Annotated in this window: 15 protein-coding genes; 7 read left to right on the top strand and 8 right to left on the bottom strand. The window is 69.2% G+C overall.

From position 1 onward, the window contains the following. The first annotated feature begins 97 nt into the window (after positions 1-97). The 3 genes from LY12_RS22290 to LY12_RS22280 all read left to right on the top strand — a co-directional run bounded on the left by LY12_RS22290 (position 98) and on the right by LY12_RS22280 (position 4,011). Entirely contained in the window at positions 98-1,933 is a 1,836-nt protein-coding gene (locus LY12_RS22290) for a sensor histidine kinase (protein WP_253859417.1), read from the top strand. Then, on the top strand, positions 1,930-2,589 hold the full coding sequence (locus LY12_RS22285) for a response regulator (RefSeq protein WP_253859416.1): 660 nt from the start codon (positions 1,930-1,932) through the stop codon (positions 2,587-2,589). Before LY12_RS22290 ends, LY12_RS22285 begins: the two co-directional genes overlap by 4 nt. A 111-nt stretch (positions 2,590-2,700) precedes the next feature. Then, positions 2,701-4,011 carry an amidohydrolase family protein gene (locus LY12_RS22280; RefSeq protein WP_253859415.1) on the top strand — a complete coding sequence of 437 codons (1,311 nt, stop codon included), beginning with the start codon at positions 2,701-2,703 and terminating at the stop codon, positions 4,009-4,011. Between the two features lie 85 nt (positions 4,012-4,096). On the opposite strand, the gene LY12_RS22275 is transcribed toward LY12_RS22280, so the two are convergent. From LY12_RS22275 to LY12_RS22265, 3 genes are read right to left on the bottom strand one after another with little or no spacing between them, the layout of a single operon-like run. After that, complete coding sequence (locus tag LY12_RS22275) at positions 4,097-4,798, bottom strand: hypothetical protein (RefSeq protein WP_253859414.1); 702 nt, start codon at positions 4,796-4,798, stop codon at positions 4,097-4,099. Continuing rightward, on the bottom strand, positions 4,795-5,691 hold the full coding sequence (locus LY12_RS22270) for an ABC transporter ATP-binding protein (RefSeq protein WP_253859413.1): 897 nt from the start codon (positions 5,689-5,691) through the stop codon (positions 4,795-4,797). Before LY12_RS22270 ends, LY12_RS22275 begins: the two co-directional genes overlap by 4 nt. Beyond that, positions 5,688-6,047, bottom strand: a complete 360-nt coding sequence (locus LY12_RS22265) for a GntR family transcriptional regulator (RefSeq protein ID WP_253859657.1) — start codon at positions 6,045-6,047, stop codon at positions 5,688-5,690. Before LY12_RS22265 ends, LY12_RS22270 begins: the two co-directional genes overlap by 4 nt. 200 nt (positions 6,048-6,247) lie before the next feature. Between LY12_RS22265 and LY12_RS22260 the strand changes: the two genes are divergently transcribed. Continuing rightward, positions 6,248-6,958, top strand: a complete 711-nt coding sequence (locus LY12_RS22260; protein ID WP_308292158.1) for a YwaF family protein — start codon at positions 6,248-6,250, stop codon at positions 6,956-6,958. Positions 6,959-6,993: 35 nt separating this feature from the next. On the opposite strand, the gene LY12_RS22255 is transcribed toward LY12_RS22260, so the two are convergent. After that, on the bottom strand, positions 6,994-7,686 hold the full coding sequence (locus tag LY12_RS22255; RefSeq protein ID WP_253859412.1) for an SDR family oxidoreductase: 693 nt from the start codon (positions 7,684-7,686) through the stop codon (positions 6,994-6,996). A gap of 71 nt (positions 7,687-7,757) precedes the next feature. Here LY12_RS22255 and LY12_RS22250 point away from each other — a divergent pair, with 71 nt between their 5' ends. Next, complete coding sequence (locus LY12_RS22250; protein WP_253859411.1) at positions 7,758-8,504, top strand: alpha/beta fold hydrolase; 747 nt, start codon at positions 7,758-7,760, stop codon at positions 8,502-8,504. A 100-nt stretch (positions 8,505-8,604) separates the two neighbouring features. On the opposite strand, the gene LY12_RS22245 is transcribed toward LY12_RS22250, so the two are convergent. Then, positions 8,605-10,668, bottom strand: a complete 2,064-nt coding sequence (locus LY12_RS22245; RefSeq protein ID WP_253859410.1) for a PhoX family protein — start codon at positions 10,666-10,668, stop codon at positions 8,605-8,607. Positions 10,669-10,775: 107 nt separating this feature from the next. Further along, positions 10,776-11,987: an MFS transporter gene (locus LY12_RS22240; RefSeq protein ID WP_253859409.1), complete on the bottom strand. Its 1,212-nt coding sequence runs from the start codon at positions 11,985-11,987 to the stop codon at positions 10,776-10,778. A gap of 203 nt (positions 11,988-12,190) precedes the next feature. Here LY12_RS22240 and LY12_RS22235 point away from each other — a divergent pair, with 203 nt between their 5' ends. Further along, positions 12,191-12,832 carry an HAD family hydrolase gene (locus LY12_RS22235; RefSeq protein WP_253859408.1) on the top strand — a complete coding sequence of 214 codons (642 nt, stop codon included), beginning with the start codon at positions 12,191-12,193 and terminating at the stop codon, positions 12,830-12,832. 268 nt (positions 12,833-13,100) lie between these two features. Here the strand turns inward: LY12_RS22235 and LY12_RS22230 are convergent, their stop codons facing one another. Both LY12_RS22230 and LY12_RS22225 read right to left on the bottom strand, forming a co-directional pair. Then, positions 13,101-14,189: an inositol-3-phosphate synthase gene (locus tag LY12_RS22230; RefSeq protein WP_253859407.1), complete on the bottom strand. Its 1,089-nt coding sequence runs from the start codon at positions 14,187-14,189 to the stop codon at positions 13,101-13,103. Positions 14,190-14,202: 13 nt separating this feature from the next. Beyond that, positions 14,203-14,847: a PadR family transcriptional regulator gene (locus LY12_RS22225; RefSeq protein WP_253859406.1), complete on the bottom strand. Its 645-nt coding sequence runs from the start codon at positions 14,845-14,847 to the stop codon at positions 14,203-14,205. A 267-nt stretch (positions 14,848-15,114) separates the two neighbouring features. Here LY12_RS22225 and LY12_RS22220 point away from each other — a divergent pair, with 267 nt between their 5' ends. After that, entirely contained in the window at positions 15,115-15,534 is a 420-nt protein-coding gene (locus LY12_RS22220) for a DUF5318 family protein (RefSeq protein ID WP_253859404.1), read from the top strand. Positions 15,535-15,628 lie beyond the last annotated feature (94 nt).

Raw genomic sequence — 15,628 nt, 5'->3', positions numbered from 1 at the left:
GCCGGAACCTCGGGGCGGCGCATCGGCCGATCGGCCGATGCCCTGCGAACCGTCCGGCCGGGCCGCGGCCGTCGCCGGCTCGGCTACCGTCGGTGTCGTGTCCGAGACGTACCCGCTCCGCGAACGTGTCACCCGGCGACTGCGCTCGGCCGACCCCGCGAGCATGGTGCTGCTGGCCGCGGTGTTCGGCGACCTCGCTGTCCTGGTACCCGCGGCGACCGACGGCTGGGGCACGCCGCTGCTCGACCTGGTGCCGTTGCCGGGGATCCTGCTGCTCGCAGGCTGCGCCGTGCTCGGCAGGTCCAGACCGGTGTTCGCGGGCTGGGCGGGTGCCTGCGTGCTGGGTGCGAACTCGCTCCTGATCGCCTACACCGGCGCACCCACCTTCTCGACCTTGCTGCCGGAGACATCGTTCGCCGAGTGCATTGCGGGCCTGCTGCTCGTGTACTACTGCGCGCGATCGGCACCCGCCGCGGCCGCGACCGTCACGATCGGCCTGCTCGTCGCGTCCGAGCTGGCGAGCACGGTCGCCCGCGACGCTGGTATGCATATCCTGCAACTGGCCGGCATTGGGCTGGTGCTGCTGCTCGTGGCCGTCATCCCCGGTGCCCGTGCCCGACAAGGGATCGGCGACGGCACGCTCGTCACGCTGCTCCGGCAACAGTGGCTGCTCGTCGGTGTGCTCGCGCTGGCACTGTTCCTCGACGCATCGATCATGCTGGAGGCACCGAGCTCGGATGTCGTGATGGCACTGCCCGCCATCGCCGCCGTCGTGCTGGTCATCCGCGGGACGAGCTCGCCGCTGCGGCCTGCCTTGCTGCTCGCGGGCGTGATCGCGGCCACCACGGCGCTGGCTCTGGCGACCGACGCCGACCGATACCTGCACCTCGGCGGTCTGCCCATCGCCGCGACGGTGTCGGGCATGGTCGTCACGGCACTGTTGGTGCGCCTGGAATCGCCGCGCCGCGCCGTCACGGCGATCTCGATCCTCGCCGTCACGGTCGCGGCGGGTTCGACCGTGCAGGTCATGGCGTTGTTGGAGCCGGTCCAGATCGCCTACAACCGCGACGTCGAGGTCCTGCAGGGGCTCGCGCTCACTGCGGTGCTACTGCTCGGCATCAGCGTCGCCATCGGCCTGTTCCTGCGGGCCCGCGACTCCGAACGCAAGACGACCGTCGAAGCGGCCATCGCCGAGGCGCAGACCGCCGAGCGGATGGCGCTGGCCCGCGAACTGCACGACGTCGTCGCACACCACGTCACGGGCATCGTGGTGCAGGCGCAGGCGGTGCGGATCGTCGCGCAGCAGAATCCGCACGTCGTGGCCGATTCGCTCGGGCAGATCGAGAACGCGGGCACCGAGGCGCTCACCGCGATGCGACGGCTCGTGCGCAGCATGCGCGGGGAGTCGGGCGACGCGGGCGCAGGCGCGGGGGAGCAGTCCGGACCAGGCGAGCAGGCGACCACCGACCTCGACGCCGACCTGCGGAAACTCGCCTCCTCAGCGGTGCACGGCATGCCGGTGCGACTCGACGTCGACGTGCCGCCGGAACTGCCGCAGGAGGTGGCACGGTCGGCGCTGCGCATCGTGCAGGAGGCACTCACCAACGTCAGCAAACACGCCGCGGGCGCCTCCGCGGCATGGGTGGCCGTGCGCGGCGAGGCAAGGGGCGGCGGTGACCGCGCTCTGCTGCACATTCGGGTGGCCGACGACGGCACCCCTGGAGAACCGGGACCGCTCGCCGCGATCGGCGGCTACGGTCTGGTGGGCATGCGGGAGCGGGTCGAGCTGCTGGGTGGCACGCTCGCGGCGGGCAGGCCCGGCGATCAGCAGGGCCACGGCCGCGACGGAGATGGCCCCGACGGCACCGGTGGCTCCGGCGGCTGGGTCGTCGAAGCGTGGCTGCCGTTGCAGGGAGAAGAGGAGTCCCAGTGATCCGCGTACTGATCGCCGACGACCAGGACATGGTGCGTACCGGTTTCCGCATGATCGTGGATGCCTCGGACGACATGGAGGTCGTGGCCGACGTCGCCGACGGGATCGACGCCGTGTCCAAGGCGCGCGAGCTGCGCCCCGACGTGTGCCTGCTCGACATCCGCATGCCGGGAATGGACGGCCTCGAGGTCACGCGGCAGTTGGCAGGACCGGACGTCACCGATCCGCTGAAGGTCGTCGTCGTGACCACGTTCGACCTCGACGAGTACGTCCACAGCGCGCTCACCGGCGGGGCGTCGGGATTCCTGCTCAAGGACGCGGGACCGGCACTGCTGCTGGAGGCGATCCGCGCGGCCGCACGCGGGGACGCGCTGGTGTCGCCGCAGATCACGGTGCGGCTGCTGCAGCACTTCGCCGACGCCCCCGCCGACGGCGCGCCGGCGGTGGAGGAACCGGCCGAACCGTTGACGACGCGGGAACTCGACGTCGTTCGTGCGGCCGCGCGCGGGCGCACGAACACGGAGATCGGCGAGGAGCTGTTCCTGTCGCTGTCGACGGTGAAGACGCACCTCGCCGCGGTGCAGAACAAGATCGGCGCTCGCAACCGGGTCGAGATCGCCGCGTGGGCGTGGCGGTGCGGTGTCGTCACCGAGTGACGAGCCGGCGCACGCCCCCAGGGGCACCTTGGTCGCATTGAGCGCAACCAAGGTGCCCCTGGGGGCTCCGAGGTCCCTGGTGGCTCGGACGTCGCTCGATAGGGTGGGCCGATGATCCACCGCATGACAGCGCCCGTGGTACTGCCCGCCGATCCGGGGTGTTCCGTCGTCCGTGACGGCGCCGTCGACATCGACGCCCACGGCCGCATCGCTTACTGCGGACCGGCGAGCGAGGCCCCTGGCACCGCCACGACGACGACCGCCAAGCAGGGGATCCTGCTACCGGGATTGGTCAACGCGCACGCGCACAGCCCGATGGTCCTGCTCCGCGGCATGGGCGGTGACCTGCCGCTGTTGCGCTGGCTCCAGGAGGTCATCTGGCCCACCGAGGCGAAACTCCGGCCGTCCGACGTGCACGCGGGCATGCTGCTCGGGTCGGTGGAAATGCTGCGCCGCGGGGTCACGACCAGCGCGGAGATGTACTTCCACCCCGAGCAGATGGCCGACGCGGTGCTCACGACGGGCGCGCGCGGCATCCTCGGCGGCCCGATCATCGACCTGCCGGGCCACGACTGGCGCGCGATGCTGGCCGACGCGAGCAAGTGGATCGACACGGACGGCCTGCGGTTCGGCCCCGGCGAGCGCGTCGAGCTGTCGTACGCGGGCCACTCGGCGTACATGCTTCCGGCCGAGGCGCTCGGCGCGATCGCCGACGACGCCGCCGCGCGGGACGCGCTGGTGCAGATCCACGTCGCCGAGGCCGCAGGCGAGGACAGCCGCCAGCGCGCCGAGCACGGTTCGGTGCCGAAGCTGCTCGACGAGGTCGGCCTGTTGCGCGGCAGGCTCATCGCGGCCCACGCCGTGCATCTGTCCGATGAGGACATCGAACTGCTGGCCGCGCGCGGCACCGGGGTCGCGCACTGCCCAGGGTCGAACGCCAAGCTCGCGTCCGGTGTCGCCAGGCTGTCCGACCTCCGCGCGGCGGACATCCGCATCGGACTCGGAACCGACGGTCCTTCCAGTAACGACGACCTCGACCTGTGGGAGGAGGTTCAGCTCTCGGCGATGCTCGCACGTCTCGCAGCGGGCGAGGCCACCGCGCTGACGGCACCTGCCGCCCTGCTGCTCGCCACCCGCGGCGGCGCCGACGCACTGGGCCGCGACGACATCGGCGCACTCGAACCCGGCCGCTGGGCCGACGTCGTGCACATCGACGTCGACGATCCGGCCTTCGCCACGGGCCTCGACGTGCCCGACGACCAGCTGCTGGGCAATCTGGTGTGGGCGGCCGGTTCGCGCAGGGTGCGGGACGTGTGGGTGGCGGGCGAGCAGGTGGTCGCCGACGGTGAGTCGTCCCGTGTGGACCGTCGGCGGGCTCAGGCCGACGTCGCGGCTGCCGCCTCCCGCCTGCGCGCCGGGTAACAGCAACCTGCGCCGGTCCCGGCATCCCCCGATGACCGGAACCGGCGCAGGCTCCCCCTTTTCTCCCCGTTACCGGAAAAGCGAGCTACGGCACCGCGCGGCGGCTCGTCAGGTATGTGAATGCCGCCAGCACCACTCCGATCAACGCCGGGTAGACCGCGAACAACAACAGCGCCGGTGTCTCCGCGAAAAAGTCGAAGACCTGCTGCCACCAACCCTGCCAGCCGATCAGCGCCATAAGGCCGACGACCAGCGCGCCGAAGGCCAGCACCAGTGCCCACACACCCGGCTGTCCCCAGCGCTGGTAGACGATTCCAGTCCACAGGCCGGCGAACGACAGCAGAAGGAACGGCCCCGCATACACGAGAATCCGGGTCACGACGTTGCTCCCCTCCAGGAACGGCAGGTCGAACATCGCGAAGCCGAGTCCCCACCCACCGGTGGCCCGTTCGAGCAGCGACATCAACCAGATGATGACGCCGTACAGCAACGCCTGGCCGAAGACGACAAGGCCCGCCGCGGCAACGAACTCCCGTCGTGTGACGCTGAGCCCGAGTGCGAACGGAAACATCTGCGTCATCGTCTGGACATGAGTCACCAGCGTCACGATGTAGATCGAGACCAGCGCCCCGGTGACGGTGGCCCCTTCCGGGGGCGAGGCCGTCCCGATCGCCACGAAGATGGCGATGTTCGCCGCCAGGACACAGACCAGCACCAACAGCGGCATGCCGAGCACCATGCGCGCGTTCACCAGCTGAATGCGCGCGACTTTCACGAGCTGTGTCATGACCGGTCCCCCTTGCCGTTGCCTGCGCCCGCGAGCGCGGCGTCGTGGAACTGTGTGGTTCGAACGACGAGCTGTTGCAGCGACACAGGCTCGACCTGCAGGCTCGCCGTGTCGCGGTCGGCGGGAATGCCGGAGACGACCACGCGCGTGAAGCCGCCCAGATCCTCGCGATGCAACACGTCGTGGCCGTCGGCGAACTGCTCGACCGCGTTCGTGGGACCGCTGACCGTGACGGCCTGGCTGCGCAGGTTCTCGGACGAGTCGTCCATGACGATCCGGCCGCGGTCGATCACAGTGACGTCCTCAATGATGTCCGCGACCTCGTCGATGAGGTGTGTCGAGAGCACGATCGTGCGGGGATACCGGCCGTAGTCGGCGATCAGATGATCGTAGAACGCCTGCCGTGCGACGGCGTCCAGCCCGAGGTACGGCTCGTCGAACAGGGTTACCGGTGCGCGCGCCGCGAGGCCGATGATCACGCCCACCGACGACAGCTGCCCGCGCGAGAGTTTCCGCACCCGTCGCTTGACCGGCAGCCGGAACTCCTCGACGAGGCGGTCGGCGAAATCCTGGTCCCAGTTAGGGAAAACCATCGCAGCGGCCTCGAGGGCGTGCCGAGCCAGGAAGATATCGGGATAACGCTGCGATTCCTTGATGAAGCACACGCGCGGCAGCACCGCGGCGTTCTCGTACGGATTCTCGCCGAACACGCGGACCTGCCCCGATGTCGGAATCTCCTGGCCTGTGAGCATCCGCATCACCGTGCTCTTGCCCGCGCCGTTGCGGCCCAGCAGGCCGTGGATCCGGTTTTCGTGCAAGTCGAACGAGACGTCGTCGACGGCAAGGGTGTCCCTGTAGCGTTTCGTCACCCCTCGCAGGTTCACCACGCTCATTGGTCGTCCCTCCAGGCGTCGATCATCTTTTTCACGTCCTCGGCATCCATTTCGAGTCGTTTCGCCTCGGCGAGCAGCGGAGCGATGTAGGAACGACCGAACGCGTCCTGTCTGCGTTCGACGAGTTTGTCCCTGGCTCCCTCCTGCACGAACATTCCGACCCCCCGTTTCTTGTAGAGCAGGCCATCGGCCACGAGCTGGTTGATGCCGTTCGCCGCGGTGGCCGGATTGATCCGATGGAAGGTGGCCAGCTCATTCGTCGACGGCGCCCTGCTCTCCTCCGGCAGGGATCCGTCGATGATCGAGTCCTCGATCTGTTCCGCGATCTGCTGGAACAGCGGCCGCGCGTCGTCCATCACCATCGCCACCCGATGAACCGCATCGGTTCATTAGTCATGTAGGTAACCATGACACCAGGGTGGCTGCGTGTCAACGCGACGGCGGGACGAGGACACCCCAGGGGCACCCTGGTTGCATTGAGCGCAACCAAAGTGCCCCTGGGGGCTGCAGAACGGGGGCAGGGCCGCAGGCGACGTCCGCCGTTAAAGTCCGTATTGTGGTAGCGGTCACAATGGCGGGGGAGTTCGCCCCGTACGGGCTGTCGCACTGGCTGGCCGTGGGGATCTTCGCGGTCGGCGCACCACTGGTCGTCCACCTCGGCCGCCGGCAGCGGACAGCGGCGCGGGCACGGCGCTTCAGCCGGGCGTTCGCGGTGACGATCGTGCTCGTCAGCGTGGCGGACCTGTGGTACGAGCTGGTTCCCCCGACCCTCGAACGCTCGGTGCCGTTACACCTGTCCGACCTCGTACCGCTCGTCGCCGCCTACGCCCTGTACTTCCGGCGCACGTGGGCCCACGCCCTCGCCTACTACTGGGGGCTGGTGCTGAGCACGCAGGCGCTGTTCTCACCGGCGTTGACCGGTCCCGACTTCCCCCACGCCAACTACATGCTGTTCTGGGGGAGTCATCTGCTGGCCGTGCTGGCCGCGATCTACCTCACCTGGGGCCTGGGGATACGCGTCGACTGGCGCAGCTACCGGCTCGCCGTCGCCGTCACGGCGGCGTGGGCGGCCGTGACGATGACCTTCAACACCGCGGCCGGCACCAACTACGGGTTCCTCAACGGCAAGTCCGACACGGCGTCCGCCCTGGACCTGCTCGGCCCGTGGCCCTGGTATCTCGTGTCCGTCGGCGCAGTGCTGCTCGTGGTGTGGGCGCTGATGACCTGGCCCTGGGTGCGGCTCCGCGATCGCGGCCACGTCACCTGACGCGGGACCGGGGCCGACCGGCCACCCACGGGAACCTACCGGTGGGGCCGCGGACGGACGGTGATGTCGGTGAGGTGGGCGTCGGCGCCTGCCAGCACCGCTGCGGACACCGCTCCCGCGACGGACTCCGGCCGCAGGTACTTCTCCGGCCGGTACTCGCCACCCTCACCCGCGACGACGGCCTGCTGCATCTCGGTGTCCGTCCTGCCGGGGTACACCGACGTCACGCGCAGCCCGTTCGGCTCCTCCTCGGCGCGCAGTGCGTCCGCGAACGCGCGGGCACCGAACTTGCTCGCCGCGTACGGCCCCCAGCCCTCGCGCGCCGACAGTCCCTGCCCGGAATTGATCACCACGACGTGACCGTGGGCGCTGCGCAGTGCGGGCAGCAGCAGCCGGGTCAGCTCCGCCACCGCGACGACGTTGACCTCGAAGTTGGCGCGCCACGACTCGGCGGGCGAATCGACCACATCGCCGAGCCGGGCGACACCGGCGGAGTGGACGAGTACGTCGAGCCGGTCGATCCGCGCCGCGGCGTCGGCGACGGCGGCCTCGTCGGACAGGTCGACGGCCCAGGGCCGGGCATCGGGCAGGTCGGCCGAGAGGGCCGCCAGTGCCGCCTCGTCCCTGCCACCGAGCAGGACCCGATGGGTGTCGGCGAGGGAGCGAGCGACGGCGGCGCCGATACCGCGGGAGGATCCGGTGACGAGTGCGAGTGGGCGATCGGTCATGGACACCACGGTAATCACGCGTGTGCCAGGCTTGGGCAGCGAGATCAACGACGATCGAGGAGGAACACGGCATGCGTAAGGTCGGCAGCGGCGAACACGTCGTCATCGCACTGCACGGATGGTTCGGCTCCAGCGGAGCGTGGACGGCGTTGGAGCCCCACCTCGACCGCGAGCGGTTCACCTACGTCTTCCACGACTACCGCGGCTACGGCGACCGGCGCGGCGAGTCCGGCGACTACAGCATCGCCGAAGCCGCGGCCGATGTGCTGGCGCTGGCCGACGAGCTCGGCGCCAACAGGTTCTCCCTGATCGGCCACTCGATGGGCGGCAGCGTGATGCAGTACGTCTACGCCGAGGCTCCAGGGCGCGTACGCGCGATGGTCGGCATCTCGCCGGTTCCCGCGAGCGGCGTGCCGCTGGACGAACAGAGCAGGCAGCTGTTCGCCGGCGCCGCCGACTCGCCGGACAATCGGCGCGCGATCGTGGACTTCACCACCGGAAGCCGCCTCACCGGCACCTGGCTCGACGCCGTCGTGCAGCACTCGCTCGAGGCCGCCGAGCGCGACGCCGTCGCCGCCTACTTCGAAGCCTGGAGCGGCACCGATTTCCACGAGCGCATCACGGGAAGCGACGTTCCGATCAAGGTGATCGCCGGGGAACACGACCCGGCGCTCGGCCCGGACACGATGAAGGCGACGTTCGCCGAGTGGTACCCGAAGGCGGAACTGGAAGAGCTCGCGAACGCGGGCCACTACGGCATCGACGAGACCCCGGTCGCGCTCGCCACGTCCGTGGAACGGTTCCTCGCCGAGGCATGACGCGGCGTAGGCAGCGACGTGCCCCCAAGGGCACTTTGGTTGCGTTCAATGCAACCAAAGTGCCCTTGGGGGCAAAACCGGATCGCCCGATCGGGGTGGGTCAGACGCCGATGCGGCCGCCGTCGGACTTACGGACCGCGACGATCGCCGGCCGGGCGTGGCCGCCGTCGGGCCAGTTCGAACCGGGCTCGCCACCCTCACCGGGGTGCTGCACGGCCACGAGCACGATGTCGTCACGCACCACCGGACCGCACGTCTCCGCCCCCACGGGCACGGTCAGGAACTGCTTCACCTGACCCCGGTTCGGGCCCGTGACCGGCACGGAGAACAGGCCGTCGTTGGAGCCGAGCTCATTGCCGTCGGTGGAGACCCACAGGTTGCCGTAGCCGTCGAAGGCCAGGTTGTCGGGACACGAGATCGGGCTGACCTGGCTCTTGTCGAACCCGCCGAAGTACGTGTCGGCGGCCTCGGGGTCGCCGCACACGAGCAGCAGCCGCCAGCGGAACTTCGTTTCCGTGCCGTCCTCGTCCCATTCGAGGACGTGGCCGTTCTTGTTGCCGTCCCGCGGGTTCGGCTCGTCGGCATCGGCCTTGCCCGCGGCACCGCGGTCGCTGTTGTTGGTCAGCGCGGCGTAGATGCGGCCGGTGACCGGGTTCGGCTCGATGTCCTCGGGCCGGTCCATCTTCGTGGCACCCACCTTGTCGGCGGCCAGGCGCGTGAAGACGTACACCTCCTCGGCGGTGAAACCCTCCACAAGGGATTCGTTTCCGCTGGCGAGCGCGATCCATTCGCCGGTGCCGTCGAACTCGCCGTCCGAGGGGAGCGTGCCACTGCCGTCGATCTCCTCCTCCGGGCTGTTGCCGGTGAACGTGGCGACGTACAGCGTGCCCTCGTCCAGCAGGGCCATGTTGTGCCTGCGGGCGTGCGCACTGCGACCCGGCTTGTACCGGCCCTTGGAGACGAACTTGTAGATGTAGTCGAACCGCTCGTCGTCACCGGAGTAGACGACCACCCGGCCGTCCCGCGCGATCTTGACGTTGGCGGCCTCGTGCTTGAACCGGCCCAGCGCGGTGTGCTTGATCGGCTTCGCGTTCGGGTCGTTCGGGTCGACCTCGACGACCCAGCCGAAACGGTTCGCCTCGTTGGGCTCCTGACCGAGGTCCCAGCGCTTGTCGAACCGCTCCCACTTGCGGGTGCTCGCGCCCTCGGGGAAGCCGTAGCGCTGCAGCCGCTCGGCGGTCACCGGGTCGTCGACCTTCTCCGCACCCGCGAAGTACTGGTGGACGTTCTCCTCACCGGAAAGCACCGTGCCCCACGGGGTGACGCCGCCCGCGCAGTTGTTCTGCGTACCGCGCACGACCGTGCCCGTCGGGTCCGCGGACGTCTTCAACAGGTCCGAACCCGCCGCGGGCCCGCGCACCTCGAACTCGGTGTCGATCGTGATGCGGCGGTTGTATCGGCTGGGCTTGACCTCGAGTCCGCCGTCGCGGGTGCGGTCGGCCTGGACCACGGAGAGGCCGTGGGCGGCCCACGCGATGCGGACCTGCTCCTCGGTCGGGTTCTCCTCGTCGTAGGTCCCTTCGGGGAACATCTCCGTCTCGGTGGTGTACTCGTGATTGACCACCAGGAAGTTGCGCTTGCCGGAGCCGTCCTGCGGGATGAGGCCGACGAAGTCGTTGTTGTAGCCGAACTGCTTCGCCTGCGCCGCCGCCGTCTGGTCGTTCACGTCGAACGCGGGCGCACCCGGCACCACGGGGTCGCCCCAGCGGATGACGACCTGCTGCTCGTAGCCGTCCGGGACGGTCACGGCGTCCCGGGTGTTCGGCGCGACGGGGTCGAAGTCGGTGCCGGGAACGGGGCGCCCGCCGGGGCGGCCGTGGCCGTTGCCGCGGCCGGGGTTCGCGGCCAGCGCGGGCACCTCGGCCGCGGCGGTGCCCGACAGCGCGGCGAATCCGGCGGCCGTTGCCGCCATGACGCCACCGGCGCGCAACGCTCCGCGCCGGGACATGACGCCTCGGACGACGTCGCCGAAGTATTCGTTGTCGGAGGTGTTCGGGGCTGGGTGGGAACACTGATTGCCGCACCGGTATTCGCACGTCACCGGGGAACGGCCGGTTCGGTGGGTAGTCAGCAGTGGGAGCAGTCGCCCAGGCTTGGCGGACACGCGGCCTCCAGTCACTCGGTCAGGGGAACAGCAGTGACGTTAGGTGCCGAACTTGAGTCCCTCTCGTCCACGAGGTGAACGACGGGAGAACCCGGGGCCGCACACGTTCAGACCTCCTCACCCACCAGAGCGGCTTCCGCAGGCACCTGGGTGATGTCCTTACCGCCGGCGGGCACCAGCAGCAACCCGGCGGCGATCGCCGACAGCACCGCCGCGGCCAGGAACGGCGCACGGTCGAACCCGAACCACTCGGCGATGTGCCCGACGAGCGTCGCCGCGGCGGCACCGCCGAGCCAGCGGCAGAAGTTGTACCCCGCGCTGGCGACCGGGCGCGGCGCATCGCTGATCGACATCGCCGTCCCGGTGAACAACGTGTTCAACAGCCCGGAGATCAGACCGCTGACGACGATCGCCACCACCAGCACCGTCTTGCTGGGAACCACCATCACCAGCAGCAGCACCGCATAGCCCGCGACGGCCAGTGCCGTCGCGTGCCGTTCGCCGAGCCGCGCGGCCAACCGCGGTGCGAGCACCACGCCCGCGATCGCCACGCACAATCCCCAGCCGAAGAAGATCAACCCGATCTCGATCGCGCCCCACTCGAGCACGAACGGAGACCACGCCAGCACCGCGAAGAACCCGGCCGTGTACAGGGCCGACCCGATCGAGGTCCGCAACAGCGCGCCGTGACCGAGGGCCCGCAGCGGGTCGAGCAGCCTCACCCGGGGCCGCACCTGCCCCGTGTCACTCTTCAGGAACACCGCGCACAGCACGAGCGCCGCGCCCATGAGGACCGCCGTGCCCATGAACGGTCCCCGCCACGACAGATGACCGAGCAGCGCCCCGAGCAGCGGGCCGACGGACAGTCCGAGACCGAGCGCCGCCTCGTACAGCAGGATCGCGCCCGACTGACCGCCCGCGGCCGCGCCCACGATCACCGACAGCGCCGTCGCGATGAACAGCGCATTCCCGAGACCCCACACGGCGCGCAGGCCGATCAGCTGCTCGATCGAACCCGCCGCGGCGCACAGCGCGGTGGCCAGCACGATCAGCGTCAGGCCCACGACGACGGTGCGCTTAGCGCCGAACCGCGCACTCGCCGCGCTCGTGAACAGCATCGCGACGACCTGGATCGCCAGATACGACGAGAACAGCAGCGTCGTCTGCTGCGGCGTCGCGTCGAGCCCCTCGGCGATCGACAGCAGGATCGGGTCGACGAGGCCGATCCCCATGAACGCGATGACCGCGGCGAACGCGGTGATCCAGACCTGTTTCGGCTGACCTTTGACGGCCGACAGCAGCGAATGCTGCTCACTCATCGGCGCGAACCTCCTGATGCGGATGTCGATGTGGTGTCCGGAGCGAACGTTCCAGTTAGCTATGCTAATCAAAATAGCTTAGGTATGCGAAGTAAGTTCGCTCACGCACTCGGGGACGCTCCGAAGCCCGCCGCGGGTCAGCCGGCCCGTCGCCCACCGCCGTGCGACGGGACATGTGTCGCGTGACTGCCTAGGATTCAGTCATGCAGGCGGTCGTGTTCGACATGGACGGAGTACTCGTCGACTCCGAGCAGCTGTGGGACGAGGTCCGGCGGTCGGTGGCCGCCGAACACGGCGGCACCTGGAACGGCGAGGCCACCCGCGCGATGCAGGGCATGAGCACCCCGGAATGGGCCGAATACCTCGTCACCGAGGTCGGCGTCGAGCTCACGCCCGACGAGGTGGCCCGCACGGTGATCGACGAGATGCGCAACCGCTACGCGGGCGCACCACCCGTGCTGCCGGGCGCGCCCGAGACGCTGAACCGGGTCGCCTCGCGATACCCGGTGGCCATCGCCAGCTCGTCACCGCCGGTGCTCATCGAGTCATTCCTGGCCGCCACCGGGTTGGCCGAGCGGGTGCCGGTGGCGGTGTCGAGCGAACAGGTCGCCAAGGGCAAGCCGGCACCCGACGTCTACCTCGAAGCGGCGTCGCAATTGGGGATTGCCGCGCGGGACTGCGCGGCCGTCGAGGACTCGACCAGTGGACTACAGGCGGCATTGGCCGCAGGCATGACCGTGTTCACGGTGCCCAATCCGCACTACCCACCGGACGAGACGGTCGTCGCCAGGACGCACCACACCCTCGACGGCATCACCGAACTGCCCGCCGCGCTGGGGTTGTAGCTGGGCAGCCCGAGCGGCGCTCGCCGGTCGGGACCGCAGCGCTCGCGACGACGCAATCGCGAGTGCCGCGTCATCGGAGGCGGTGGCCGGAAGACGGGAGTGCAGAACACGCGTGACTGAGCGCAGGACACGGCGTACCGAATGCGGAACACGCGGGGCCGAGCGCAGGACACGCGAAAACGGAGCGGGCGCGACCGCACCCGCTCCGCTCACCGAAACGTTCGTCTCCCGCGGCTCCACCTCACGCACGGGAGAATCGCGGTCGTGCCTACTTGTCGCCCTCGGGGTCGATGAACTTCTCCACCGCGTCGCGGGCCGTCCAGTCGTCGTACTGCACCGGCGGCGACTTCATGAAGTACGAGGACGCCGACAGCACCGGACCACCGAAGCCGCGGTCCTTGGCGATCTTCGCCGCCCGCAGCGCGTCGATGATGATGCCCGCCGAGTTGGGGGAGTCCCACACCTCGAGCTTGTACTCCATGTTCAGCGGCGCGTCGCCGAAGGCGCGGCCCTCGAGCCGCACGTAGGCCCACTTGCGGTCGGACAGCCACGCGACGTGGTCCGAAGGGCCGACGTGCACGTTCGACTTGCCCATGTCGCGCTCGACCTGCGAGGTGACGGCCTGCGTCTTCGAGATCTTCTTCGACTCGAGACGCTCGTTCTCCTTCATGTTGAGGAAGTCCATGTTGCCGCCGACGTTCAGCTGCATGGTGCGGTCGAGCTGCACCCCACGGTCCTCGAACAGCTTCGCCAGCACCCGGTGCGTGATCGTCGCGCCGACCTGCGACTTGATGTCGTCACCGACGATCGGCACGCCGGCCTTCTCGAACTTCTCCGCCCACACCGGGTCGGAGGCGATGAAGACCGGGATGGCGTTGACGAACGCGACACCCGCGTCGATGGCGGCCTGCGCGTAGAACTCGGTCGCCTCCGTCGAACCCACCGGCAGGTACGACACCAGCACGTCGACCTCGGCGGCCTTCAGCGCGGCGACGACGTCGACCGGCGCCTCGTCGGACTCCTCGATGGTCTCGCGGTAGTACTTGCCGAGCCCGTCGAGCGTGTGGCCCCGCTGCACGGGCACACCGAGCGGCGGCACGTCACAGATCTTGATCGTGTTGTTCTCACTGGCGAGAACGGCCTCGGACAGGTCCTGGCCGACCTTCTTGGCGTCCACGTCGAACGCGGCGACGAAGTCGATGTCACTGATGTGATAGCCGCCGAACTGGACGTGCATCAAGCCGGGAACACGCGAACCCTTGTCGGCGTCGCGGTAGTAGTGCACACCCTGAACCAGCGAGGCCGCACAGTTGCCAACACCCGCGATGGCCACCCTCACGCGGCGATTCTCGCCCATGCCGGTATCTCCCTTACTCGTGTTCCGTACTACCTGGGTCACGCCGAGTGGTCGCCTGTGTCGACGTCTCCTGCTCGGCTTTTTCATGCGCGATGAGCTCGTTGAGCCAGCGCACCTCCCGCTCGCTGGTCTCGAGTCCCAACTCGTGCAGCTCGCGGGTGTAGCGATCGATCTTTTCCTCGGCCCTGGCCAACGCTGCCCGAAGACCTTCGCGGCGCTCCTCGACCCGCCTGCGCCTGCCCTCCAGGATCCGCATACGGACATCGGCGGGCGTGCGTGAGAAGAACGTCAGATGGACGCCGAAACCCTCGTCGTCCCATGTCTGAGGACCGGCGTCGGCGAGCAGTTCGCCGAACCGCTCCTTGCCCTCCGCCGTGAGCTTGTACACGCGCTTGGACTTGCTCGCCCTGCGGTTCCACGGCGTCGTGGCGGAGGCGTGCGCAGCCTGCGCGGGGGCGCTCGCCGGGCCGGCCGCGGCGTCCGCCTCGGCCGTGTCCTCGGCGATCCAGCCGGCCCGCTGCATCCGGCGCAGTGTCGGATACAGCGATCCGTAGCTGAACGTGCGGAACATCCCCAACGATTCGTGGAGGCGTTTCCGCAGCACATAGCCGTGCATAGGGGCCTCGTGCAACAGACCGAGAATTGCGAACTCGAGCACACGGGCACCCCCTTCGGGAACGAATCGGCGTCGCCCGGCGTTGCGCCCTGGCTGGTGACCAGCACCACCGGATGACTACGACCCAATGTACCGGCTCATTATATCGCGTTGATACATCGCAGTGGCGTAACTAACCGCGGAGTCACTCTGACAACAATCAACCGTCATCCGACCGTTATCCGCTGCGGCGGCGTGTCGCCTCGCCGCGGCAGCGCCTCACGTCGAACGGCCCGTGGCCAATCGTCGGGAACCACGTACTCTGTTGAGGTGCAGAACCAGCGGCAAGTCGTCGACTACGCGCTTCAGCGCCGTGCGTTGCTGGCCGAGTTCCGGACGGGACGGGCCAGCGCCATGGACGTCTGCGACGCCACCCCGCAGTTGCTGCAGGCAGCCAAATTCCACGGCGTGCCTGACGACGACGCCTGCCCGGTGTGCGGCAAGCACTCCCTGGCGCAGGTCAGCTGGGTGTTCGGCGACGAGCTCAAGCACGCAGCGGGTTCGGCGAGGAAGCCGGACGAACTCGAGCGCATGGCCTTGCTTTTCGCCGAGTTCACCGTCTACGTCGTAGAGGTCTGCCGCGCGTGCGCGTGGAACCACTTGGTGCTCTCATACGTCCTCGGGACGGCCGAGACACCGGAGCGGGTTCCCCGCCCTACGCGGAACACACGGAGGACCGCGGGACAGTGACGACGTGACGACCGCGACCACGCGGCCGGGGCCAAGGTGTCCCCGGCCGCTCACACGAGAGGGTTGGGTCCGCAGAACGGCGTTCCCCGACGCG

Source organism: Prauserella alba (assembly GCF_024171735.1).
Lineage (GTDB): Bacteria > Actinomycetota > Actinomycetes > Mycobacteriales > Pseudonocardiaceae > Prauserella > Prauserella alba.
Note: the sequence above shows the minus strand (reverse complement) of the source record. Positions and strands in the feature narration are given on the sequence as shown.

Coding starts and splice junctions, on each gene's coding strand:
- LY12_RS22280 (WP_253859415.1), top strand. CDS start 2,701: ATGATCCACCGCATGACAGCGCCCGTGGTACTGCCCGCCGATCCGGGG.
- LY12_RS22275 (WP_253859414.1), bottom strand. CDS start 4,798: ATGACACAGCTCGTGAAAGTCGCGCGCATTCAGCTGGTGAACGCGCGC.
- LY12_RS22270 (WP_253859413.1), bottom strand. CDS start 5,691: ATGAGCGTGGTGAACCTGCGAGGGGTGACGAAACGCTACAGGGACACC.
- LY12_RS22265 (WP_253859657.1), bottom strand. CDS start 6,047: ATGGACGACGCGCGGCCGCTGTTCCAGCAGATCGCGGAACAGATCGAG.
- LY12_RS22255 (WP_253859412.1), bottom strand. CDS start 7,686: ATGACCGATCGCCCACTCGCACTCGTCACCGGATCCTCCCGCGGTATC.
- LY12_RS22250 (WP_253859411.1), top strand. CDS start 7,758: ATGCGTAAGGTCGGCAGCGGCGAACACGTCGTCATCGCACTGCACGGA.
- LY12_RS22240 (WP_253859409.1), bottom strand. CDS start 11,987: ATGAGTGAGCAGCATTCGCTGCTGTCGGCCGTCAAAGGTCAGCCGAAA.
- LY12_RS22235 (WP_253859408.1), top strand. CDS start 12,191: ATGCAGGCGGTCGTGTTCGACATGGACGGAGTACTCGTCGACTCCGAG.
- LY12_RS22230 (WP_253859407.1), bottom strand. CDS start 14,189: ATGGGCGAGAATCGCCGCGTGAGGGTGGCCATCGCGGGTGTTGGCAAC.